The following is a 21,543-nucleotide window of genomic DNA, read 5'->3' as shown; positions in this document are numbered from 1 at the left end:
GTGGGCTAAGGCGTCAACGCCAATCTCGCCCATGCGACGGTTCCGAAACGATAAATCGGTGTGCCGAGCGGGGGCGGGACATGCAACTTTTCCGTCATTTAAGCATTATGAATAACGGTTCATCGAGTCCCGGTTGTTTACTGAGTGGTAACCATGAATCCGGCTCTATGCGATAGGCGAGGATCAGGAATGCGGGATCGACCGGCTGTGACTATCAAGCGCATCGCACTCATCGGCAATAGCCCGCCGCGGCTCTGCGGAATCTCCACCTTCACCCGCGATGTGCGCGAGGCGCTGGTCGCCGCCGAGCCCACGCTTCCGGTCGATCTGTATGCGATGGACGATCCCGGATCGGCTCATGCTTACGGGCCTGAAGTGGTGTGTTCGATCAGGCAGGAAGAGCTGGCCGATTATGTCCAGGCCGCGCGCCGCATCAACGAGAGCGGCGCCGACGTCGTCCTCGTCCAGCACGAATATGGCATTTTCGGCGGGCCGGCAGGGGCGTTGCTGCTGAAGCTGCTCGATCGCGTCGATGCGCCGGTGGTGGTGACGCTGCACACCGTGCTGGAACAGCCCAATTCGGAACAGCGCGCCGTGATCGAGGCGCTTGCCCGCCGCGCGTTCAAGCTGATCGTGATGGCCGAGAAGGGCGTGCAGATTCTCCAGGCGGTGCACGGCATCGGCGGCGATCAGGTCGCGATCGTGCCGCACGGCGTGCCGGATCGGCCCTTCCTGTCGACTGACGGGTTGAAGGAGGCCTTCGGGTTTGACGGGCACCGCGTGCTGCTCACCTTCGGCCTGCTCTCCCCCAACAAGGGGATCGAGACGATCATTCGTGCGCTGCCGAAGATCGTCGCCGCGCATCCGGACGTGCTGTATGTGATCCTCGGCGCCACGCATCCGCATCTCGTCGCGCGCGAGGGCGAGGCCTATCGCGAGAGCCTCGCCGCGCTCGCCGCCGAACTGGGCGTGAGCCAGCATGTGCGTTTCATCGATGGCTTCCTCGATCAGGAGCGGCTGCTGGATTATCTCCAGGCGACCGACATGTACGTCACGCCCTATCTGTCGGTCACGCAGATCACGAGCGGCACGCTCTCTTATGCGGTGGCGCTGGGCAAGCCGGTCGTCTCGACGCCTTACTGGCATGCCGAGGAATTGCTGGCGGACGGCATCGGCCGGCTGGTGCCGTTCGGGGACGTCGATGGTTTCTCGACCGCGATCAACGATCTGCTCGACCAGCCGGAATTGATGGAGCGGATGAGCCGCGAGGCCTATCAGGTCGGCCGCACGATGACGTGGGACAATCTCGCACGCGCCTATCTCGATATCTGCGCCGAGGCGGTCGCGCGCCGTCCGGTCCGACTCGCCCGCGCAACCGTCGCGCCCGAGCGCGCGCTGGAAATCCACCCGCCGAAGCTCGATGCGATCGAGCGCATGACGGACGGCACCGGCATGCTCCAGCACTCGATCTTTTCGGTGCCGGATCGCGACCATGGCTATTGCGTGGACGACAATTGCCGCGCGCTGATGCTGATGCACCGGATCGACGGTCTGGCCGAGCGCGCCGACGAACTGGCGCGCGTCTATGCCTCGTTCGTTCAGCATGCGTGGAATGGCGATAATGGGCGCTTCCGCAATTTCATGTCGTTCGACCGCGGCTGGCTGGAGGAAGAGGGCTCGGAGGACAGCTTCGGCCGCTCGCTCTGGACGATCGGCGTGACCGTGTCGGAGGCGCGGAATCAGGATCTGCGCCAGTGGGGTCTGCATCTGTTCGATCAGGTGGCGCCATTCTCGCTCGCGCTCGCCAGCCCGCGCACGTGGGCGTTCGCATTGCTCGGAGCGGACGCCGTGCTGGAGGCCCATCCCGATCATGCCGTCGCGCGTCGACTGGTCGAGGAATTTTCCGATCGGCTGTGGCGGCGCCTGCGGATCGGCCGCCGCGAGGGCTGGATCTGGTTCGAATCCGTGCTGGCCTATGACAATGCCCGCCTGCCCGAGGCGCTGATGCGCGGCGCGCACCGGATCGGCAATATGGCGATGTTCGACGAGGCGGTGGAGGTGCTGGCCTGGCTCGACGGCCAGCAGACCAACGCGCTCGGCCAGTTCCGTGCTGTGGGCACCGACAGCTTCTGGCGCGCCTACGAGCCGCCTTTGCCGTTCGACCAGCAGCCTCTGGAGGCGTGGGCGACGGTGGATGCCACGCTGGCGGCGCATCGGCTGACGGGCGACGCGAAATGGCTGGCGGCTGCACGCCGGGCCTATGCCTGGTATCTCGGCGAGAATGATCTGGACCTGCCGATGGTCACGCTGGCCGATGGCGGCTGCTATGACGGCCTGATGAGCAACCGCGTGAACCTGAATCAGGGAGCGGAATCGATCCTCGCCTTTCAGTTCGCCTGCGCGGCCATGACTCGGGCGACGGCACGAGAGGATCGGCCGAGCAACGACGTGCATGCCTCGCTGAAGGCGGTTCTGCCCAAACTGCGCGCGCCGCGCTGAGCGTTTCTTTCCGAAGCATGATCCCCGCGATATTCGCCGCTTTTCAGGATCATGAGCCATACGGGGTCCTGCGAACGCAGGAGCCCAGGGTTTCCCATATGACGTTCGAAGCTTCGGGCTCCCGTGTTCGCTGGAGCGTGAAAGGGTGCATCGCAGCCACGCTGGACGGCTGATCGGCCCGAAACCCACCGCACGAACGCGGCCGTTCGTACTTTTTACTCTTATCCCGGTCTAAAAGCTTGGATAAGGCGAGGCGTGGGCGCGAGGCCCGCGCATTGCCTTGTCTTACGTAGCCGGGGGGCAGCTTGCTCGACGTCATTCACCATCCGATGCGGCTCACTGCAGACCCGGCCCGCGTCGTCGTCCGCCCGTTCCATATCCCGATCGAGGCGAACGCGGTTCATGGACGGCCGGGGCGCGTGCGCCGCATCGCGGAATCGGTTCTGGCCATGCCGGAGGAGCAGGCCGCGATCGAACTGGAACTGGTGCTGCGCGATTTCGAGGCGCGGCACTGGCAGACGCGCGCCGTGTTCCGCACGCGCTACAAGGCGATATGCGAAGGGCTGAAGCTGAACGATGCCGCCATTTCGGACATCAAGAAGCAGCTGATCGGCGCCTATTTCTGCCACGAATACAGCTATGCCGCCGCCGCGCTGATGAACCCCAGCGTGATCCCGCACCCCGATCAGTCGGGCCTTTCCGATGGCGCGCTCCGCATCGCCATGTCGCTGCGCGCGGTGGGCGAGGGGCATATCTCCTCGATCTCGTTCCGCGAGGGGATTCTCGGCCCCGGTCCGATGATCGAGCTGATGCCCGAGCCGCCTTTCGCCACCGCCGCCGACGGTGCGTTCGAGCTGGATAATGGCGCGATCGAGGTGCATCGCCATCCGGACAGCTCGCTCTCCGGCACGGTGCTGTTCCCGATGACCGCCGCGCAGAGCAAGGGGCTGGAGGATCTCCGCCTCGTCCGCTTCGAGCATGACGACGGTAGCTTCGAATGGCTCGGCACCTACACCGCCTATAACGGCGCCTCGATCCGGTCCGAGCTGATGCGGACGCGCGATTTCCGCAGCTTCACGCTTGCGCCGATGAACGGTCCCGCCGCGCGCAACAAGGGCATGGCCCTGTTCCCGCGCAAGGTGAACGGCCAATATATGATGATCGGCCGTCAGGATGGCGAGAATGTCTTCCTGATCCGCTCCGACCGGATCGACCATTGGGGCGAGGGGCAGCTGCTGCTCGCGCCGGAATATCCGTGGGAGATGGTGCAACTCGGCAATTGCGGTTCGCCGATCGAGCTGGACGAGGGCTGGCTGCTGCTGACCCACGGCGTGGGCGCGATGCGGAAATATTCGATCGGCGCGATCCTGCTCGACAAGGACGATCCCTCGAAGATCATCGGCCGGATGGTCGAGCCCCTGCTGTCGGCCGCGAACGAGGATCGCGAAGGCTATGTGCCGAACGTGGTCTATACGTGCGGCGGCCTGCGCCACGGCGACATGCTGTTCATCCCCTATGGCGTGGCGGACAGTTCGGTGGCGTTCGGCTTCGTCTCGATCGAGGCGCTGCTCAGCACGATGCGCTGAAGGGCGGGGCTCTTCTCGCCACCGTCATGCCGGATCCCTCGACAGGCTCAGGACAGGCTTGTTCCGGCATCAACACGTCCGCGCGCACCTCGACCGCTGGTCCTGCCGACCGGTGGACCCCGGAACAAGTCCGGGGTGACGGGGCCTGAGCGATCGGGCCGAGCGCACGTCCCGAAGCGGTAACAGGGTGAAGCTAGCATCGGGCCCATGCCCGACGCGACCGAGATCCTCTACCATGCCAAGAAATGGTACGCGCTCTTTCCGGGCGTGATCCGGCCTGTTTCGGGCGGCTTTCTCGCCGATCATTATGCGCGCCGGGCGAAGGCGCGCGGGCCGCTTCGCACCGCGCTGGATGCGGCGGTCGGCCTCGGCTTCCACGCCTGGGTCCCGTTTCGCGCGAAGGCGGTGCGGCGGCGCTTCGGCCTTTCGCGCGAATGGCAGGCGCAGGCGATCGCGACGGCGCGCGCGCGCTTCGCCGATCCCAACGATCTCGCGCTGTTCCGGATCGAGCAGGCCGATGCGCTCGATGGCTATATCCGCCGGTTCGAGGATGCCGCGCTCAACAAAGTGATCAATCCGCTCGGCTGGACGCGCGACTGCGCGCTGGCGGACAAGGTGCTGTTCTATGAACGGTGCGAGCGGGTCGGCCTGCCGCATCCGGCGGTGATCGCGGTCGGCAATGCCGGCGGCTGGGCGGTGCGGCGCGCGCCGGCGGCGGGCCAGGATCTGCTGATCAAGCCCGCGCGCGGGGAAGGCGGGCGCGGGGTCGCCTTCCTCGATCGGCCCGAGCCTGGCGGGCTGGACGCGTGGCTGAAGCAGGTGTTCGCCGGGCGATCCGGTAGCTGGATCGTGCAGGAGCGGCTCGCCACGCATCCGGCCGTGCGCGATCTTTCGCTGGGCGCGCTCAGCACGGCGCGCATCACCACGATCCTCAACGAGAACGGCGTGCCCGAACCCGTCAGCGCCGTGCTGCGGCTCGCTTCGGATCCCGCAGCACAGGTGGACAATATGAAGGCGGGTGGCCTGCTCGCGCCGATCGGGCTGGCGAGCGGCGTGCTGGGGCTGGCCTGCAAGGGCTATGGCGGCGCCGATCATGCCCGCCACCCGGTGACGGATGGCCCGATCGAGGGGCGGCTGCTTCCCTGGTGGCAGGAGGCGAAGCAGCTCGTGATCGAAGCACATTCCACCGCATTTTCCGATTATGCGCTGATCGGCTGGGACGTCGGCATCTGCGGGCAGGGGCCGATCCTGATCGAGGGCAATGCCAAGCCCGGCGTGTTGATGCCCCAGCGGGCGAGCCGGCAGGGGCTGGGGAGCGGGCGCTACGGCGAACTGCTCGCGCACCAATTACTGCTCAGGGCCGGATCCCGGACTCCAAACTGACATCGAGCTGAAATGGGCCTGTCGTGCCAAGGACTGCAATCCGTCGCGCGAGGGGGATAGCATCGCCCTTCTGCCCTCGCAGTGGAGGGTCTTTGTAGGCGAAACGGGATGTATATCCGCCCCAAGCACCTGTCCGATGCCACCCGCTCGGCACTCCGCATCATGCTGATCGCGAAGCATGCCGCATGGGAGCAGGGCGCCCATCCGGAAGACGGCACCCACGCCGTCTATCATCAGGAGATGCGCGCCACGCTGGAGCGCCTGGGGCTCCATCTCACGATCGCGGATCGCTACGAGGCGTTGTTCGAGCGGCCCGATGTCGACTTCGTGTTTCCGCTGCTCAATCGCGGTGGCTTCCTCAATTCGGAGATGCTGGTGCCGTTGCTCTGCGAGCGGCACGGTTTGCCCTATCTGGGCGCGAGCCCGATCCTGCGCGGCCTCTCCGACGACAAGCATCTGACCAAGATGGCCGCCGTCGCGCGCGGGCTGCGCACCGCGCCGTGGGCGATTTACCGCCGGGGCGCGCCGATCGATCTCGATCGTCGCCCCGCGGCCTCGCACTGGGTGGTGAAGCCCAACGCCTCGTCCGCTTCCTGGGGCGTGAGCGCGGTGCGGAGCCGGGGCGAACTGCGCGAGGCGATCCAGAAGCTCCATGCCGAAGGGCATGACGCGATCGTCGAGCCCTTCATCGTCGGCCATGACGTGGAGGTTTCCGTCATCACGGTCGATGGGAAGCCCGTGATGCTGCCCACGCAGATCGTGGAGCAATGCGATCCCGCCACGCTGCGCACCTATAATGAGAAGCGCAACCTGACCGCCGATCAGGCCTATGAGATCCGGCCGCTGCAGGATGTGGAGATCCTGGCCGAGGTGGAAGCGGCAACGGCCAAGCTGGCGCCCGAATATCTGCCGTTCGATTATGGGCGGTTCGAATATCGCATCGACGTGACGACCGGCGACGTGATGTTCCTCGAGGTGAACCTCAACTGCAACCTGTGGTCGCGCAAGACGATCTCGATGGCCGCGCGCCAGATCGGCTGGAGCCACGATCAGCTGATCGAGACGATCCTGGCCGAGGCGATCGAGCGGCACGGGCTGGCGATGGCCGAGGTGGATCTTGCGGCCTGACGACGCCTTCACCGTCATCATCTTGGCGGCCCAGCGTGCGGGCCGCGTCGATCCGCTGGCGGCCGAGGAGGGCGTCACGCACAAATGCCTCGTGCCCCTGCTGGGAGCGTCGCTAATCCGTCATGTCGTGGCGGCCTTGGTGTCGCTGCCGGGGCTGACGGAAGTTCGCATCTCGGTCGAGCCCGAGGTGCATGAGGCGGTGATGGCCGGGCTGGCGGGTTTGGCCGTGCCCGTGCGCCTGATCCCTTCGGCCGACAATCTGGCCGACAGCGTCTATCAGGCGTCCGCCGACGTGACCGGCCCGCTGATCATCACCACGGCGGACAATGTGCTGCTCACGCCCGGCGCGGTGCGGCGGATGCTCGCCGCGATCGGGGAGGGCGCCGATGGCGCGGTGGCGCTGGCGACGCGCGCCTCCGTCCTCGCCGCGCACCCCGAGGGCCAGCGCAACTTCTATCATTTCGCCGACGACAGCTATTCCAACTGCAATCTTTATGCGCTGCAGGGCCCGGCGGCGATGCGGCTGGTGGAAAGCTTCCGCACCGGCGGCCAGTTCCGCCGCAATCCGATGCGGCTGATCACCGCCTTCGGCCTGTTCACGCTGCTGCTGCTCCGCTTCGGCCGCCTGTCGCTGCCGGGCGCGGCCAGGCGCCTCTCGCGCCGCTTCCGCATCGATATGCGCGCGGTGGTGCTGCCCGACGGATCCCACGCGATCGACGTGGACAATCCGAGGTCGAAAGGCATCGCCGAAGGGCTGCTGGCGAAGCGGATGCCGGAGCGCGGCTCGCGGGCGATGGCCGAGCGAGAGGTGTCGCGGGCGAACTGACGGCCCGCATCGGCTTTCGCCACGCGGCGGAGGCCGGCACTATCTTAATCCCGGCAAATGCTGCTCCGGACGAAACAGGTATGGGTCCCCCGCCGGGATGACGGGTGATGGAACGGCTGCCTCAGTGCCATTTGCGGACACGGCAGAGCGCTGTCGTGAGCAACAAGAATTGATAATGTCGCGACGCTGTTCAATCGTTCTGCAAGGTGAAGCATGTCCGTTCTGCGGCGATTTCTGGAGCTTTCCACTTTCCATCTCTCACAGCCACTCCGAACGGAGTTGGGGCAATGGAGTGGAGAACGAAGCCCGAAGCCCATACGTCGATCGTGGTGTGCCTGGACTACTTTTAGCCGTCTTGGACGAGACGCCGGATATTGGACTGGTCAGCTTTCTCATATATCGGAGTTGGGCGAGAATTCTATTGAGGATGGGGGAACGTGGGGTCAGCCATTTCCATATAATGACTTGGCGCACATCATTCTTCCGCGTCATTTTACGGAAGAATATTCATCCCATAAAATCTTTTCTCTTTGGACGCATGAGCAAGGCATCGATGGTTTATCGGAGCTCTTAAACCAAGAGGGCATTGAGCATCGGCTGGCGGAATACGCCCTTGAGATGAAACTCTTTTGAAAGCCGACTGTCGCTTATCCATCCGTTGCGGACATGTACATATCCTCCTCACCCCGGCCTTGAGCCGGGGTCCCGCTCTCTCTGTCATGCTCCGAAAAACAAGAAGCGGGATCCCGGCTCAAGGCCGGGATGACGACCGGATCTAAGGTCGCTTTCCACCCAAATATGTCGTCACGATGCGCGCAGGATCCATCGCATGACGTGCAGGGCTGGCCCTTCGACGGGCAGACTGTCAGATCGATCGCGCCCGCAGCGGACCAGCCCGGCGATTCATCGCAGCCGGGCCTCTATCGGCGGCCTCAGGCCGCGAGCCGCAGTTCCAGCCGGTCCCAGATCTCGACCAAAGCCGAGACCAGTTCGCCCATCATCTCCTCGCTGTGCGCGGGGCCGGGGGTGAAGCGCAGGCGCTCGGTTCCGCGCGGGACGGTCGGGTAATTGATCGGCTGCACATAGACGCCATATTCGGCGAGCAGGATATCGCTGATCCGCTTGGCGCGGACCGGATCGCCCACCATCAGCGGCACGATATGCGTGGTCGACGGCATCACCGGCAGGCCGGCGTCCGCCATCATCGCCTTCAGCCGCGCAGCGGCTGCCTGCTGGCCATCGCGCTCGACCGAACTCGCCTTCAGGTGGCGCACGCTGGCGAGCGCGCCAGCCACCAACACGGGCGACAGGCTGGTCGTGAAGATGAAACCGGGCGCGTAGCTGCGGATCACGTCGATGATCATCTGATCGGCCGCGATATAGCCGCCCATCACGCCGAAGGCCTTGCCGAGCGTGCCTTCGATGATCGTCAGCCGCCGCGCCGCATCGTCGCGATCGGAGATGCCGCCGCCGCGCGGGCCGTACATGCCCACGGCATGGACCTCGTCCAGATAGGTCAGCGCGTTATATTTGTCGGCGAGGTCGCAGATTTCGTGGATCGGCGCGATGTCGCCGTCCATCGAATAGACGCTTTCGAATGCGATCAGCTTCGGCACGTCGGGCGCTTCGGCGGCGAGCAGTTCTTCCAGATGCTCCAGATCGTTGTGGCGGAAGACGCGCTTCTCGCAGCCCGCATTGCGGATGCCCGCGATCATCGAGGCGTGGTTCAACTCATCCGAAAAGATGATGCAGCCCGGCAGCACCTTGGCGAGCGTGGAGAGCGTCGCTTCGTTCGACACATAGCCGCTCGTGAACAGCAAGGCGCCTTCCTTGCCATGCAGATCGGCCAGCTCGGCTTCCAGATCGATATGATAATGCGTGTTGCCGCCGATGTTGCGCGTGCCGCCGGATCCGGCGCCGACATCGTGCAGCGCCTCTTCCATCGCGGCGATCACGTTCGGGTGCTGGCCCATCGCGAGATAGTCGTTCGAACACCAGACCGTGATCGGCTTCGGGCCATTATGTCCCGCAAAACAGCGCGCATTCGGGAACATGCCCTTGTTGCGTAAAATGTCGATGAAGACGCGGTAACGGCCTTCCGCGTGCAAACGATCGATCGCCTGGGTGAAAACGCGCTGATAATCCAACGTAAGGGCCTCTTCGACGGACGGCCGTTCATAACGCTGCGGCTTTTCCGTTTCCACACAAAAGGAGCGATCATTGAGATCGATCAAAGCGCTTCAATTGTCTCCAGCCCGAAGCCGGCCAGCGAGCGGCGCAGCCCGTCCGGCACGTCCAGCGGCGCGGTGAAGACGGCGAGGCCGGGGGCGGGGGCGGCGGGCCAGCTCTGATCCCCGGTGAGGAACGCGATCCGCCGGGCGATCCCTCCGGCGCCGTCCACGAAGGTGATCGGGCGCGGCGCCACGGCGGCGAGGCGATCGGCCACCAGCGGAAAATGCGTGCAGGCCAGCGCGATCACATCGACACGGTCGCCGCCGTCCTGCTCCAGCAGCCCGTCCAGCGCGGTGCGATAATCGGCGTCGGGAGTCGGCAGGCCGCGCAAGGCCGCCTCGGCCAGTTCCACCAGTCGCGCCGAACCGTGGCGCAGCACGAGGCAATCGCCCGCGAAGCGCGCGGACAGATCGTCCACATAAGGCTGGCGGACAGTGGCGTCGGTGCCCAGCACGCCGATGGCGCGCGTCTTCGAGACTTCGGCGGCGGGCTTGATCGCGGGCACCGTGCCCACCACCGGCAGATCGAGCGCGGCGCGCACGCCCGCCAGCGCGATCGTCGAGGCGGTGTTGCAGGCGATGCAGATCAGGCGCGGACGATACCGCTCCGCCAGCCGCCCGAGCAAGGCCGGGACGCGCGCCGCAATCTCCGCCTCGCTCTTCGTGCCATAAGGAAAGCCGCCATTGTCGGCGACATAGACGATCGGTGCGTTGGGCAAGGCCGCACGCACCGCGCGCAGCACCGAAAGCCCGCCGATGCCGGAATCGAACAGCAGCAGCGGGCGCGCATCTTCGGGGGGCAGATCCGCCACTTTCGTCAGATCCCGCCGAGAAAGTCCCGCTTGCCGATCTCGACGCCCTTCTGGCGCAGCAGGCCATAGGCGGTCGTCAGGTGGAAGAAGACGTTGGGGATCACGAAGTGGAGCAGATAGGCCTGCCCCTTGAAGTGATATTCGTTCTGGCCGGCCTTCAGCGTGATGTCCTTCTCCTCGCTGCCGTCCACCTGATCGGCGGGGATGCTTTCCAGATAGGCGACGGTCTTGGCGAGGCGCGCGCGCAGCGCGGGCAGATCGGCCTCGTCATCGGCCCAGCTCGGCGGGGTCAGCCCGGCGAGGCGGGCGACGCCGCCCTTGGCCATGTCGCTCGCGATCTGGATCTGCTTGGGGAAGGGCAGCATGTCCGGCGCGAGGCGCACGGCGAAGATGTCGGCCGGGTCCAGTCCCGTGGCGGCTGCATGCGCCTCGCCTTTCTCGATGACGGCGGAGAGCGCGTTGAACGCGCGCACGAACATCGGAACCGACACCTGATACATGGAAATCGTCATGCTCTTCTTTCCCTCGGAAGCTCTGCCGACTCCGGCCGCCGGCGCGCTCATAGCAGGCGAGGGCGTGACGGCGATATGACGGTTCGGTGGCGCGTTGACGGGCCTGCCGGGCGCTCCTAATCCGCCAAGAAATCGACGATGCGTGAGGGATGACCGGGCATGGCGAACAAGATCTATTCCGATGCGACCACGGCGCTGGCGGGGCTGTTGCGGGACGGGATGACGATCTGCTCGGGAGGCTTCGGCCTGTGCGGCCTGCCGGAGCGCCTGATCGATGCGATCGAGGCGTCGGGCGTGACGGGTCTGACGGTCGTATCGAACAATGCCGGCATCGACGGCGTCGGCCTCGGCAAGCTGCTGCGCACGCGTCAGATCAAGAAGATGATCTCGTCCTATGTGGGCGAGAACAAGGAATTCGAGCGGCAATATCTGGCGGGCGAGCTGGAGGTGGAATTCTGCCCCCAGGGCACCTTGGCCGAGCGCTGCCGCGCGGGCGGCGCGGGCATTCCCGGTTTCTATACCAAGACCGGTGTCGGCACGATCGTGGCGGACGGCAAGGAACTGAAGGAGTTTGACGGCCAGACCTATGTGCTGGAGCGCGGCATCGTCGCCGACCTCTCGATCATCAAGGGCTGGAAGGCGGACGAGAGCGGCAATCTGATCTTCCGCAAGACCGCGCGCAACTTCAACCAGCCGATGGCCACCGCCTCGAAGATGACGGTCGCCGAGGTGGAGGAGATCGTGCCGGTCGGCAGCCTCGACCCCGATGCGATCCACGTGCCCGGCATCTATGTGAAGCGTCTTGTCGTCGGCGCGCCCTACGACAAGAAGATCGAGTTCCGCACCACGCGTCCGCGCGAGGCGGCGTGATGCTTCGGCCCGCTGTGGCCGCACTCGCGCTGATGGCGCTGGGCGGCTGCGCGACCATGTCTGCGGAGACGGTGGCGCCGGTGATGGCGAAACCCGCTCCCGCGCCGTCGGTGCCGAAAGTCTATCAGTGGCTTGGCTCGGCCGAGGCCGCCGCGATCTCGCGCCAATCCTATGGCGCGCTGACCCGCTACGTGCTGGATCGTGTCGAGGCGCGCCGGAAGGGCCAGCCGATCGAGGGCGCGGTGCTGACGGACGGCGCCACGCTGGAGGCGCCGCGCTGGGCCGACTGTGGGTCGAAGCCCGCCGCGATCGTCCTCGACATGGACGAGACTGCGATTCTCAACAGCGGTGCCAATTACGATTCGGCCCGCCGGGGCGATCCGCCTTATGATCCCGCCCGCTGGGATACATGGGAGGAAGCGAGTCCCGCATTCGTCGATCCCGTGCCCGGCTCGGTCGAGGCGCTGGCGGCGCTGCGGGCGGCGGGGGTGACGCCGATCTTCATCAGCAATCGCCAGACCCGCTTCGCCGCGCAGGCCGCGCAGGCGCTCGCCGCCGCCGGCCTCGGCCCGGCCGCGCAGGGCGAGACGATGTTCCTGCGCGATGCGGGCGCCGCCAGCGGCAAGGATCCGCGCCGCGCCGCCGTGTCCGCCCGCTTCTGCGTGATCGCGATGGGCGGGGACCAACTCGGCGATTTCAGCGATCTGTTCAATGCAAAGGGTCTCGCGCCCGCAGCCCGGCGCGCGCTGGCGGCGCTGCCGTCCGTCTCGGCGCGCTGGGGGCAGGGCTGGTTCCTGATGCCGAACCCGGCCTACGGCCCGGGCGATGCGGGCACGCTGGAGCAGGTCTTTCCGGATCATCGCTGGCCGGGGCCGGAGGAGAGCGCACGATGAGCAGCAGCACCTGGGAGCCGGAAGGCCGCATCACGCTGGAAAATGCCGAGGATCTGGGGCCGGACTCGGCGGAGATCGCGCGCGTCTGGGTCAATGACGAGGGCGGGGCGAGCGTGTGGATCGCCGCCTTCCGGCTCGAGGATCCGAAGATGTTCGGCTATCTGATGGCCGACACGATGCGCCACGCCGCGCGCGCTTACGCCGGCACCTGGTCGATCGAGGAAGATGCCGCGCTCGAAGCCATCGCGCAGGGCCTGAGCGAGGCGCTGCGCGGCCAGACCACCACAGTGACGACCATTCAGGACGGGAGCCTCAACTGATGCCTTGGGATCGCAACCAGATGGCGGCGCGCGCCGCGCGCGAGTTGGAAGACGGCTTCTACGTGAACCTCGGCATCGGCATCCCGACGCTGGTGGCGAACAATATCCCGGAAGGGATGGAGGTGACGCTCCAGTCCGAGAACGGCATGCTCGGCATCGGGCCGTTTCCCTATGATGACGAGGTGGATGCGGACCTGATCAACGCCGGCAAGCAGACGATCAGCGAGCTGCCTTCGTCGAGCTTCTTCTCCTCGTCGGACAGCTTCGCGATGATCCGCGGCGGCCATATCGACCTCACCGTGCTGGGCGCGATGGAAGTGGCCGAGAATGGCGACATCGCCAACTGGATGATCCCCGGCAAGATGGTGAAGGGCATGGGCGGCGCGATGGATCTCGTCGCCGGCGTGAAGAAGATCATCGTCGTGATGGAGCACACGTCCAAGAACGGCGACGCCAAGTTCATCCCGGCCTGCACGCTGCCGCTCACCGGCACCAACGTGGTCGACATGATCATCACCGATCTGTGCGTGTTCAGCCGCCCCGATCATGACAGCCCGTTCAAGCTGATCGAACTGGCGCCGGATGTGACGGCCGAGGACATCGCGGCGAAAACGACGGCCCACTATATTTCGTAATCCCGCTCCCATTTTCCGACCTGCTTCCCTCCCTGCAAGGGAGGGGGCGGGGGTGGGTCGCCCACTATGCGGCCCGGGACTCGATGATGAACGAGGTTATGAGGGGCGCATAAGAAGCGACCCGCGCCACCTCGCTCCACCCACCCCCAACCCCTCCCTTGCAGGGAGGGGAGAGGTGACGCCGTTCGCTTTCACTCTCTTCGTCAGCGCGAGCCCGGCTCAAGGCCGGGATTGTAATGACGGGTATTTCTTCACGCCCCCGGAAAGGGCGGGAAGGCGAGGGGCGCCACGCTCGCGCCCGGCGATCCGGCCGTCACCCAGCCGTAGAGCGCAAGGCCGAGCGGGCTGAACGTGATCAGGTCGATCGCGACCATCATCGCCACGATCGAGCCGGCGCCCCACCACCAGGCCGGATGCACCGCGCCGCTCACGCGCAGATCGCGGATCATCCCGGCGAGCGGAAACAGGATGATCACGGCGAACACGGCCCAACCCGCATAGGGGATCAGGAACGGCATCGGCAGCATCCGCCCGACGCCCGGCCCGAGCAGGATCGTCATCCCGCAGAACATCAGGCGCCGGTGCCATTGCGTGCGCTTCCGCATCACGATCGCCGCCGTCGTCAGCCCGGCGAAGCTCAGCACGCTGAGCGGATCCATGACGAGGAAATAGAGCGGCTGGAAGAAGAAGGGGACATAGCCTTCTCGTGCCATCGCGACCGTCACCCACGTACCCAGCGCCACCATCGCCGGCACCCAGACGACCGACAGCCAGCCGAGCATCTTATGGATCTCGCGATAGCGCGTTCCGAGCAGCATATTCTGCCCGACGAGGATATTCTGGAGCAGATAGAGCATCGTCCAGCCGAAGAAGACGATGCCGTGCAGGTGCACGCGCAGCGGCGCGCCGAACGAGGAGTGGCCCATCGCGATGCTGAGCGAGAAGCCGGCGACGAGTATCGCCGTCATGATAATCGCGCTAATCAGGAAAAAGCGCTCGTCGCTGCCGATGCGCGACGGCCGTTTCGCAAGGGTAGCCAATTTTGAATCCCCCAATCCAAACCCAGTCCAATAGTGCCACATCGGCGCTCACGATCAATACGGAGATCGTGAAGGGCGGGTTGCGATGAAAATCGGACCGCTTCTGATCAAGCTCCGCATGATCTGCGGCGATCGCTTCGCGATGGGGCCGGGCAAGGCGCAGTTGCTGGAGGCGCTGGATCGGGAAGGCTCCATCTCCGGCGCGGCCCGATCGCTGGACATGAGCTATCGGCGCGCGTGGCTGCTGGTCGACGAAACCAATCGCTGCTTCACCGAGCCACTGGTGGAGACGCTGGCGGGCGGCGGACGCGAGCGCGGCGCGCGGCTGACGCCGGCCGGGCACAAGGCGATCGCGGCGTTCCGCGCGCTGGAGGAAGCCTCGGCCGTGCTGGCGGAGAGCGAGGCGAGCCGCACGCTGGCCGCGATGATCCGCGCCGAGCCGCTCGCGGCGGAAGAGCGCGCCAAGGACGAATAATCCCGGCCCGTCATGCTGAACCTGTTTCAGGGTGACGGCGACCAGAGGGGCGACGGCGTCCGCCGACTCCTGCACGTCGATCCCGTCCAACCCATGGAGAGGTCTCGCTTTTCACGCGCGGCGATCTCGATATACGGGAGAATATAAAGTCCGGCGCGAAGCCCAGGGGGACAGAGATGCGATCGACCACCACCGCGCTCACCGCGCTTGTTTTTGCCATGCTCGCTCCGGGCGCCGCCCGTGCCGAGGCGCCCGACGCCGTATCCGCGGCCGAAGGCGCCGAGGCCGGTTTGCCGGACGTGGTCGTCACGGCGCGCCGCCGCACCGAGGATGCCCAGAGCGTGCCCGGCGCGCTCTCGGTGGTCGATGCGGAGCTACTCCAGCGCAGCTATACGGTGAATACGCAGGGGCTCAGCCTGCTCGTGCCGAGCGTCAATTACAGCTCGGCCAATCCGCGCAACACGGCCTTCACGATCCGCGGCCTCGGCTCGTCGGTGGTCGCGGTCAGCCAGGCCAATGACGGGCTGGAGCCGGGCGTCGGCTTCTATATCGATCAGGTCTATCATGCGCGCCCCGCCACCGCCGCGTTCGATTTCTCGGACATCGAGCAGATCGAGGTGCTGCGCGGGCCGCAGGGAACATTGTTCGGCAAGAACACCACGGCGGGCGCGATCAGCATCACCTCGAAGGAGCCGAGCTTCACGCCCGAGGGTTCGGCGGAACTCTCCTACGGCAATTATCGCTTCCTGCAGGTGCGCGCCTCGGCCTCCGCGCCGATCATCGACGATGTGCTGGCGATCCGCCTGTCCGGCCTCTCCACGCGCCGCGACGGCGTGATCCGCAACGTGCGCGGCGGCGATCATAACGGGATCGGCAATCAGGCGGTGCGCGGGCAATTGCTGTGGAAGCCCACCGCCACGTTCAAATTCAAGCTGATCGCCGATTACACCGGCTTTTCGAGCAATTGCTGCACGCAGGTCTATCTCCGCGTCGGCCAGAGCCAGCGCGCGGCCGCGCGCCAGTTTCCCGCGCTGGCGGCGGGGCTCGGCTATGCGCCGCCCAGCACCAATGCCTATGACCGCGTGACCGATATCGATGCGCAGCTGGACGTGTCCACCAGCGAGGGCGGCGTCACCGGAATCGCCGATTGGGACATCGGCCCGGCGACGATCACCTCCGTCACCGGATGGCGTTTCTGGGATTGGGATGCGGCCAACGACCGCGACTATACCGGCGTGCCGATCCAGATCACGCAGCACATCCCCTCGCTGCAGCACCAGTTCAGCCAGGAACTGCGCGTCGCCTCGAACGGCGATCATGCGCTGAGCTATGTCGCCGGCCTCTATTATTTCCAGCAGAGCCTGATCGGCCACCCGATCAGCATCTACGGCCCGCAGGCGACCTACTGGCTGCTCGGGCCCGCCAGCCAATATCCGCAAAATCTGCTCGACGGATATGGCACCAACGGCACGACCGATTTCCGCTCGAAAAGCTATGCCGCGTTCGGCGAGGTCAACTGGAAAATCCTGCCGCGCCTGACCGCGACGGGCGGCCTGCGCTATACCTATGAGCATAAGACCGGCAGCTACGACACGTTCGTCTTCGGTGGCCTGCCGACGACCAATACCACGCTGGTGAACGCCAAGCTCTCGATCCTGCGCCCGCAGACCTATGCGGCGAAGGACAATGACGGCAGTCTCTCCGGCCGCGCCAATCTGAGCTACCAGCTGACCGATGGCATCATGGGCTATGCGAGCTTCGCGCGCGGCTTCAAATCGGGCGGCATCAACATGTCGGGCCTCGCGCTCACCTCCACCAACCAGCCCGCTCTCTCCACCGCCGTCGTGCGGCCGGAGAAGAATACGACGTGGGAGGCGGGCGTGAAGACGCGCCTGTTCGACCGGCGCCTGATCCTGAACGCGGATGCCTATTACACGCGCGTCACCGATTTTCAGGCGACGATCGTGGACAGCAGCCAGACGGTGGCGCTGCGCGGCTATCTGTCGAATATCCCGAAGGTGGTGGTGAAGGGTGTCGAGGTGGATGCGACCGCGCTCGTCACGCGCACGCTCTCCCTGCGCGGGGCGCTGGAATATGCGCATGGCCGCTACGCCGATTATCCGGCGGGTCCGTGTCCGCTGGAATTCCAGACGGCGGCGACCACGGCGTGCAACCTCACCGGACGGCGCCTCTCGGGCCTGCCGACCTGGGCCGCGACGATCGGCGGCGACTGGACGCCGGCGGTTTCGGCTGCGGGCCGCTCCGGCGCTCTCGTGCTTCATGCCGACAGCGCTTGGCGCAGCGGCTATTATGGCGATCCGTCGCTGTCCCGCTACACGTTCATCCGCGGCTACAACGTCACCAATGCCAGCCTCGGCTATCGCGACGACAAGGGCTGGGAAGTGGCGGTGTTCGCCCGCAACCTGTTCAACACGAACTATATCCAGAACCTGACGATCCAGGCGGGCAATTCGGGCCTGATCCTCGGCACGCCGAGCGATCCGCGAACCTATGGGGTGACGCTCAGGGTTCGGACCTGAGTTCGTTTGAGAAATGCGCGGAAGAGCGCATTTCGGTGCCGCACCAGTCCGCTCCCCCACCCGGCCTCCCATCTAGGATACTCTGTTTGGGAGGCCGGGTGGGGGAGTGGGCTGGTGCGGCACTCCGCCATCAGGCGGACCCAAACAAACATCAAACGCTTCGTCGCAGCCCCGGCGCGGCGAAGCGTTGAGCCTTTCGTTGACGCGGGCGGCGCGCTCCGCGACATCTGGGCGTCACAACCAGAATTAGAGTTTCGTGACGCCACCACCCTCCACACCCCGTTCGCGCCGTGCCTTCTGGCGCGAGCCACTCGTGCTTCGCAGCCTGATCGCGTTGCTGCTGCTCGTGGCGCTCGTCGAGATCATCGTGATCGCGCGCCACAATTTCACGCCCGCCAAGCAGGGCCAGCGCATCGCCGCCAAGGCCGAGCGCAAGCTGGGAGCGGGGCCGCTCGACCCGAAGAAGGGCCGCATCAATTTCGATCGGGTCGAGGCGCGGGCCGAGGCGCTGATGCGGCGCGGCGACATGGTCGGCATGGGCATCGCCGTGGTCGAGGATGGCCAGCTCGCCTTCGTGAAGGGCTATGGCGTCACCAAGGCGGGCGGTGACGACAAGGTGCTGCCGACCACATTGTTCCGCTGGGCGTCCGTCTCGAAGGGCGTCGCCGCGACGATGGCGGCCCTGCTCGATCAGCAGGGCAAGCTCTCGCTGAACGATCCTGTGTCCAAATGGTCGGATTCGATCCGCCTGCCCAAGGGCAACGAGCATGTCGCCACGCTGGCCGATGCGATCTCGCACCGGCTCGGCATCGTGAAGAACGCCTATGACGATCGGCTGGAGGACAATGTCGATCCCGCCGAGATCCGCCGCTCGTTCGAGCCGCTCTATCCGATGTGCCCGCCCGGGACCTGCTTCGCCTATCAGAATGTCGGCTACGATCTGATCCACGAGGCGATCGAGAAGGCGACGGGCAAGACCTATGATCAGGCCGCGCACGAGTTGATCTTCGGCCCGCTCGGCATGACGAGCGCCAGCACGACGCGCGAGGGCCTCGTCGGCGCGAAAAGCTGGGCGCAGCCGCACAATGGCCGTCATACGCTTCCGGTGGAGGAGGCTTATTATCGCGTGCCGGCGGCGGGGGGCATGAACAGCTCGATCCTGGATCTCGGCATCTGGATGCGCGCGCAGATGGGCGGTGCGCCCAACGTGCTGAACCAGAAACTGCTGTTCACGCTGCATGTCCCGCGCGTGCAGACGCCGCACGGCTCCGCGCCTTACGATCGCGCGCAGACGCTGAACAGCTACGGCCTCGGCTTCCGCCAGACCGACTATGAGGGGCATCAATTGGTCGGCCATCGCGGGGCGGTGAGCGGCTATCGCTCGATGATCCTGTTCGATCCGCAGGAGAAGGTGGGCGTGGCGATCCTGTGGAACAGCCAGTCGGTGAAGCCCACCGGCATGGCACTGGAAATCCTCGACCAATATTATGGCCGCCCCCAGCATGACTGGGTGGAGATCGAGCGGCCGTAACCCCTCTGTCATGCCAGCGCAGACTGGCATCTCGCGAGGCTTGGTTTAAGCTTGCGGTATGGCGACGAGCGGCTCGCTGTTCTTCTTCGTCATTCCCGCGAACGCGGGAACCCAGTAACAACGGCGCGTGCTGCCCGATCGCTCGCCTTTCGTGTACCTGCTGGCATCCCAGCGGAACGGCACGCTTTACGTTGGCGTGACGTCCAATCTCCTCGTGAGGATCGATCAGCACCGTCGCCGCGTGCTGCCGGGTTTCACCCGTGACTACGGGGCTCGAATGCTGGTCTGGTTCGAGCCGCACGAGACGATGGAGCAGGCGATCCTGCGTGAGAAGCGGATCAAGAAGTGGAACCGCGCGTGGAAGCTCGATTTGATCGAGCGTTCCAACCCGGAGTGGAGGGATCTGGCCTGCGATTTCGGCTTTACGCCGCTCGCCTAAGCTGGGTCCCGCGTTCGCGGGAATGACGAAGAAGAGGGAGGGAGCAGGCTGTCCCGTCAGGCCGCCCGTTCCACCGCATCCTCGCCCAGGATCGCCCGCGCCACGGCTTCCGCCACCTTGATCCCGTCCACGCCCGCGGACAAAATCCCGCCCGCATAGCCGGCGCCTTCGCCCGCGGGGAAAAGCCCCTCCGTGTTGAGGCTCTGGAAATCGCGGCCGCGCGTGATGCGGATGGGCGAGGAGGTGCGCGTCTCCACGCCGGTCAGCGTCGCTTCGGGATGATCGTAATTCGCGATCTGGCGCCCGAACACCGGCAGCGCCTCGCGGAACGCCTCCATCACGAAATCGGGCAGGCAGGCGGCAAGGTCGGTCGGCGTCACGCCCGGCTTGTAGGAGGGCGTCACCGCGCCCAGCGCGGTCGAGGCGCAGCGCGCCAGCAGATCGCCCACCAGCTGCACCGGCGCCGAATAATTCGATCCGCCGGCCGTGTAAGCGAGGCTCTCCAGCCTGCGCTGCAGATCGATCCCCGCCAGCGGATGGCCGGGATAATCGCGCTCGGGATCGATCCCCACCACCAGCCCCGAATTGGCGTTGAACTCGGCGCGCGAATATTGGCTCATGCCGTTCGTGACGACGCGGCCCGGCTCGGATGTCGCCGCCACCACGCGCCCGCCGGGGCACATGCAGAAGCTGTAGACCGTGCGCCCGTTCGCGCAGTGATGCGAGAGACTGTAGGCGGCCGCACCCAGATCGGGATGGCCCGCGCAGGCGCCGAAGCGCGCGCGATCGATCCAGCTCTGCGGATGCTCGATGCGCACGCCGATCGAGAAGGGCTTGGCCTCGACATGCACGCCGCGCTCGTAAAGCTTCGCGAACGTATCCCGCGCGCTGTGCCCCACCGCCAGCACGACATGTTCGGCCTCCAGAAAGCTGCCGTCGCTCAGATGCAGCCCGCGCAGACGCCGCGTGCCGCCCGGCCCTTGCTCGACTTCGAAATCCTCGACGCGGGTGCCGAAGCGATATTCGCCGCCCAGCTCCTGGATCGTCTCGCGCATCGCCTCCACCATCGTCACGAGGCGGAAGGTGCCGATATGGGGATGTGCCTCGGTGAGGATTTCGGGCGGGGCGCCGGCCTTCACGAATTCGGTCAGTACCTTGCGGCCGAGGTGGCGGGGGTCCTTGATCTGGCTGTAGAGCTTGCCGTCGGAGAAGGTGCCGGCGCCACCCTCGCCGAACTGCACGTTGCTTTCGGGTTCCAGCACCGCGCGGCGCCACAGGCCCCACGTATCCTTGGTCCGCTCGCGTACGACCTTGCCGCGCTCCAGGATGATCGGGCGGAAGCCCATCTGGGCGAGGATCAGCCCGGCGAACAGGCCGCACGGCCCTGCGCCGATCACGACGGGGCGGGGGCCTTCGGCGGGCGCGGTGCCGACGGGACGATAGCTCTCGTCGGGCGTGGGGCGCAGATGCGGCTGGCCCGCGAAACGCGCGAGGACGGCGGCCTCGTCCGCCAGCGTCACGTCGACCGAATAGACCATCAGGATCGCGGACCGGCGGCGCGCATCGTTGGCGCGGCGCGCGATCTTCCAGTCGATCAGATCGGCGGGCGCGATGCCCAGCCGCGCGAGGATGGCGGCGGGCAAAGCGTCGGCCGGATGATCCAGCGGCAGTTTCAGTTCGGACAGGCGAAGCATCGCCCGCCTTTAGACTTTGTGCGGGCGCGGAGAAACCGGGCTGTTGCGGCTCTCCTCTATGCCGTCATCCCGACGAAAGTCGGGATCCATCGGGCGGCCGGGTGTCTTGCCGCGAGTGAGCCGAAACAT

The 21,543-nt window shown here is 66.0% G+C and carries 18 protein-coding genes; 13 read left to right on the top strand and 5 right to left on the bottom strand.

The annotated features are described in order from the left end of the window. The first annotated feature begins 207 nt into the window (after positions 1 to 207). The 5 genes from HL653_RS18580 (at position 208) to HL653_RS18560 (ending at position 7,422) form a co-directional block, all read left to right on the top strand. A complete protein-coding gene (locus HL653_RS18580; RefSeq protein ID WP_253717055.1) occupies positions 208 to 2,499 on the top strand; it encodes a glycosyltransferase family 4 protein in 2,292 nt (763 codons plus the stop codon). 305 nt (positions 2,500 to 2,804) lie between these two features. Then, positions 2,805 to 4,085 (top strand): glycoside hydrolase family 130 protein, encoded by a 1,281-nt coding sequence (locus tag HL653_RS18575; protein WP_253717053.1) that lies wholly within the window; start codon positions 2,805 to 2,807, stop codon positions 4,083 to 4,085. Between the two features lie 207 nt (positions 4,086 to 4,292). After that, positions 4,293 to 5,468 carry a sugar-transfer associated ATP-grasp domain-containing protein gene (locus tag HL653_RS18570; protein ID WP_171745824.1) on the top strand — a complete coding sequence of 392 codons (1,176 nt, stop codon included), beginning with the start codon at positions 4,293 to 4,295 and terminating at the stop codon, positions 5,466 to 5,468. A 108-nt stretch (positions 5,469 to 5,576) separates the two neighbouring features. Beyond that, entirely contained in the window at positions 5,577 to 6,596 is a 1,020-nt protein-coding gene (locus HL653_RS18565) for a phosphoribosylglycinamide synthetase (RefSeq protein ID WP_171745823.1), read from the top strand. Beyond that, positions 6,586 to 7,422 carry an NTP transferase domain-containing protein gene (locus HL653_RS18560; RefSeq protein ID WP_171745822.1) on the top strand — a complete coding sequence of 279 codons (837 nt, stop codon included), beginning with the start codon at positions 6,586 to 6,588 and terminating at the stop codon, positions 7,420 to 7,422. Before HL653_RS18565 ends, HL653_RS18560 begins: the two co-directional genes overlap by 11 nt. A gap of 932 nt (positions 7,423 to 8,354) precedes the next feature. On the opposite strand, the gene hemA is transcribed toward HL653_RS18560, so the two are convergent. The 3 genes from hemA to HL653_RS18545 form a co-directional block, all read right to left on the bottom strand. Further along, entirely contained in the window at positions 8,355 to 9,569 is a 1,215-nt protein-coding gene (gene hemA, locus HL653_RS18555; RefSeq protein WP_171745821.1) for a 5-aminolevulinate synthase, read from the bottom strand. 83 nt (positions 9,570 to 9,652) lie between these two features. After that, positions 9,653 to 10,456 carry a glutamate racemase gene (gene murI, locus HL653_RS18550; RefSeq protein ID WP_253718144.1) on the bottom strand — a complete coding sequence of 268 codons (804 nt, stop codon included), beginning with the start codon at positions 10,454 to 10,456 and terminating at the stop codon, positions 9,653 to 9,655. A 14-nt stretch (positions 10,457 to 10,470) separates the two neighbouring features. Further along, on the bottom strand, positions 10,471 to 10,977 hold the full coding sequence (locus HL653_RS18545) for a DUF1993 family protein (RefSeq protein ID WP_171745820.1): 507 nt from the start codon (positions 10,975 to 10,977) through the stop codon (positions 10,471 to 10,473). A gap of 159 nt (positions 10,978 to 11,136) precedes the next feature. Between HL653_RS18545 and HL653_RS18540 the strand changes: the two genes are divergently transcribed. Genes HL653_RS18540 through HL653_RS18525 form a run of 4 tightly spaced genes read left to right on the top strand, consistent with a single transcriptional unit; the run spans position 11,137 to position 13,695 of the window. After that, positions 11,137 to 11,847: a CoA transferase subunit A gene (locus HL653_RS18540; RefSeq protein ID WP_171745819.1), complete on the top strand. Its 711-nt coding sequence runs from the start codon at positions 11,137 to 11,139 to the stop codon at positions 11,845 to 11,847. Then, positions 11,847 to 12,740, top strand: coding sequence for an HAD family acid phosphatase (locus HL653_RS18535; RefSeq protein WP_171745818.1), 894 nt, complete (start codon positions 11,847 to 11,849; stop codon positions 12,738 to 12,740). Before HL653_RS18540 ends, HL653_RS18535 begins: the two co-directional genes overlap by 1 nt. Continuing rightward, a complete protein-coding gene (locus tag HL653_RS18530) occupies positions 12,737 to 13,060 on the top strand; it encodes a DUF5076 domain-containing protein (RefSeq protein ID WP_171745817.1) in 324 nt (107 codons plus the stop codon). The genes HL653_RS18535 and HL653_RS18530 overlap by 4 nt, the downstream gene beginning before the upstream one ends. Continuing rightward, entirely contained in the window at positions 13,060 to 13,695 is a 636-nt protein-coding gene (locus HL653_RS18525) for a 3-oxoacid CoA-transferase subunit B (RefSeq protein WP_171745816.1), read from the top strand. Before HL653_RS18530 ends, HL653_RS18525 begins: the two co-directional genes overlap by 1 nt. A 251-nt stretch (positions 13,696 to 13,946) precedes the next feature. On the opposite strand, the gene HL653_RS18520 is transcribed toward HL653_RS18525, so the two are convergent. Beyond that, positions 13,947 to 14,663 (bottom strand): hypothetical protein, encoded by a 717-nt coding sequence (locus tag HL653_RS18520; protein WP_171745815.1) that lies wholly within the window; start codon positions 14,661 to 14,663, stop codon positions 13,947 to 13,949. Between the two features lie 157 nt (positions 14,664 to 14,820). Between HL653_RS18520 and HL653_RS18515 the strand changes: the two genes are divergently transcribed. From HL653_RS18515 to HL653_RS18500, 4 genes are all read left to right on the top strand, one after another. Beyond that, entirely contained in the window at positions 14,821 to 15,210 is a 390-nt protein-coding gene (locus HL653_RS18515; RefSeq protein WP_171745814.1) for a winged helix-turn-helix domain-containing protein, read from the top strand. A 176-nt stretch (positions 15,211 to 15,386) separates the two neighbouring features. Next, the gene (locus tag HL653_RS18510; RefSeq protein ID WP_171745813.1) at positions 15,387 to 17,750 is read left to right on the top strand and encodes a TonB-dependent receptor; all 2,364 of its coding nucleotides are present in this window, start codon (positions 15,387 to 15,389) and stop codon (positions 17,748 to 17,750) included. Positions 17,751 to 18,063: 313 nt separating this feature from the next. Beyond that, the gene (locus HL653_RS18505) at positions 18,064 to 19,281 is read left to right on the top strand and encodes a serine hydrolase (RefSeq protein ID WP_171745812.1); all 1,218 of its coding nucleotides are present in this window, start codon (positions 18,064 to 18,066) and stop codon (positions 19,279 to 19,281) included. Positions 19,282 to 19,408: 127 nt separating this feature from the next. After that, positions 19,409 to 19,720: a GIY-YIG nuclease family protein gene (locus tag HL653_RS18500; RefSeq protein WP_171745811.1), complete on the top strand. Its 312-nt coding sequence runs from the start codon at positions 19,409 to 19,411 to the stop codon at positions 19,718 to 19,720. Between the two features lie 56 nt (positions 19,721 to 19,776). Here HL653_RS18500 and HL653_RS18495 read toward each other — a convergent pair whose 3' ends face one another. Continuing rightward, a complete protein-coding gene (locus tag HL653_RS18495) occupies positions 19,777 to 21,414 on the bottom strand; it encodes an NAD(P)/FAD-dependent oxidoreductase (RefSeq protein ID WP_171745810.1) in 1,638 nt (545 codons plus the stop codon). Positions 21,415 to 21,543 lie beyond the last annotated feature (129 nt).

Source organism: Sphingomonas sp. AP4-R1 (assembly GCF_013113735.1).
Taxonomy (GTDB): domain Bacteria; phylum Pseudomonadota; class Alphaproteobacteria; order Sphingomonadales; family Sphingomonadaceae; genus Sphingomonas_I.
The sequence above is the reverse complement of the archived record's forward strand: the minus strand, read 5'-3'. Positions and strand labels throughout refer to the sequence as shown.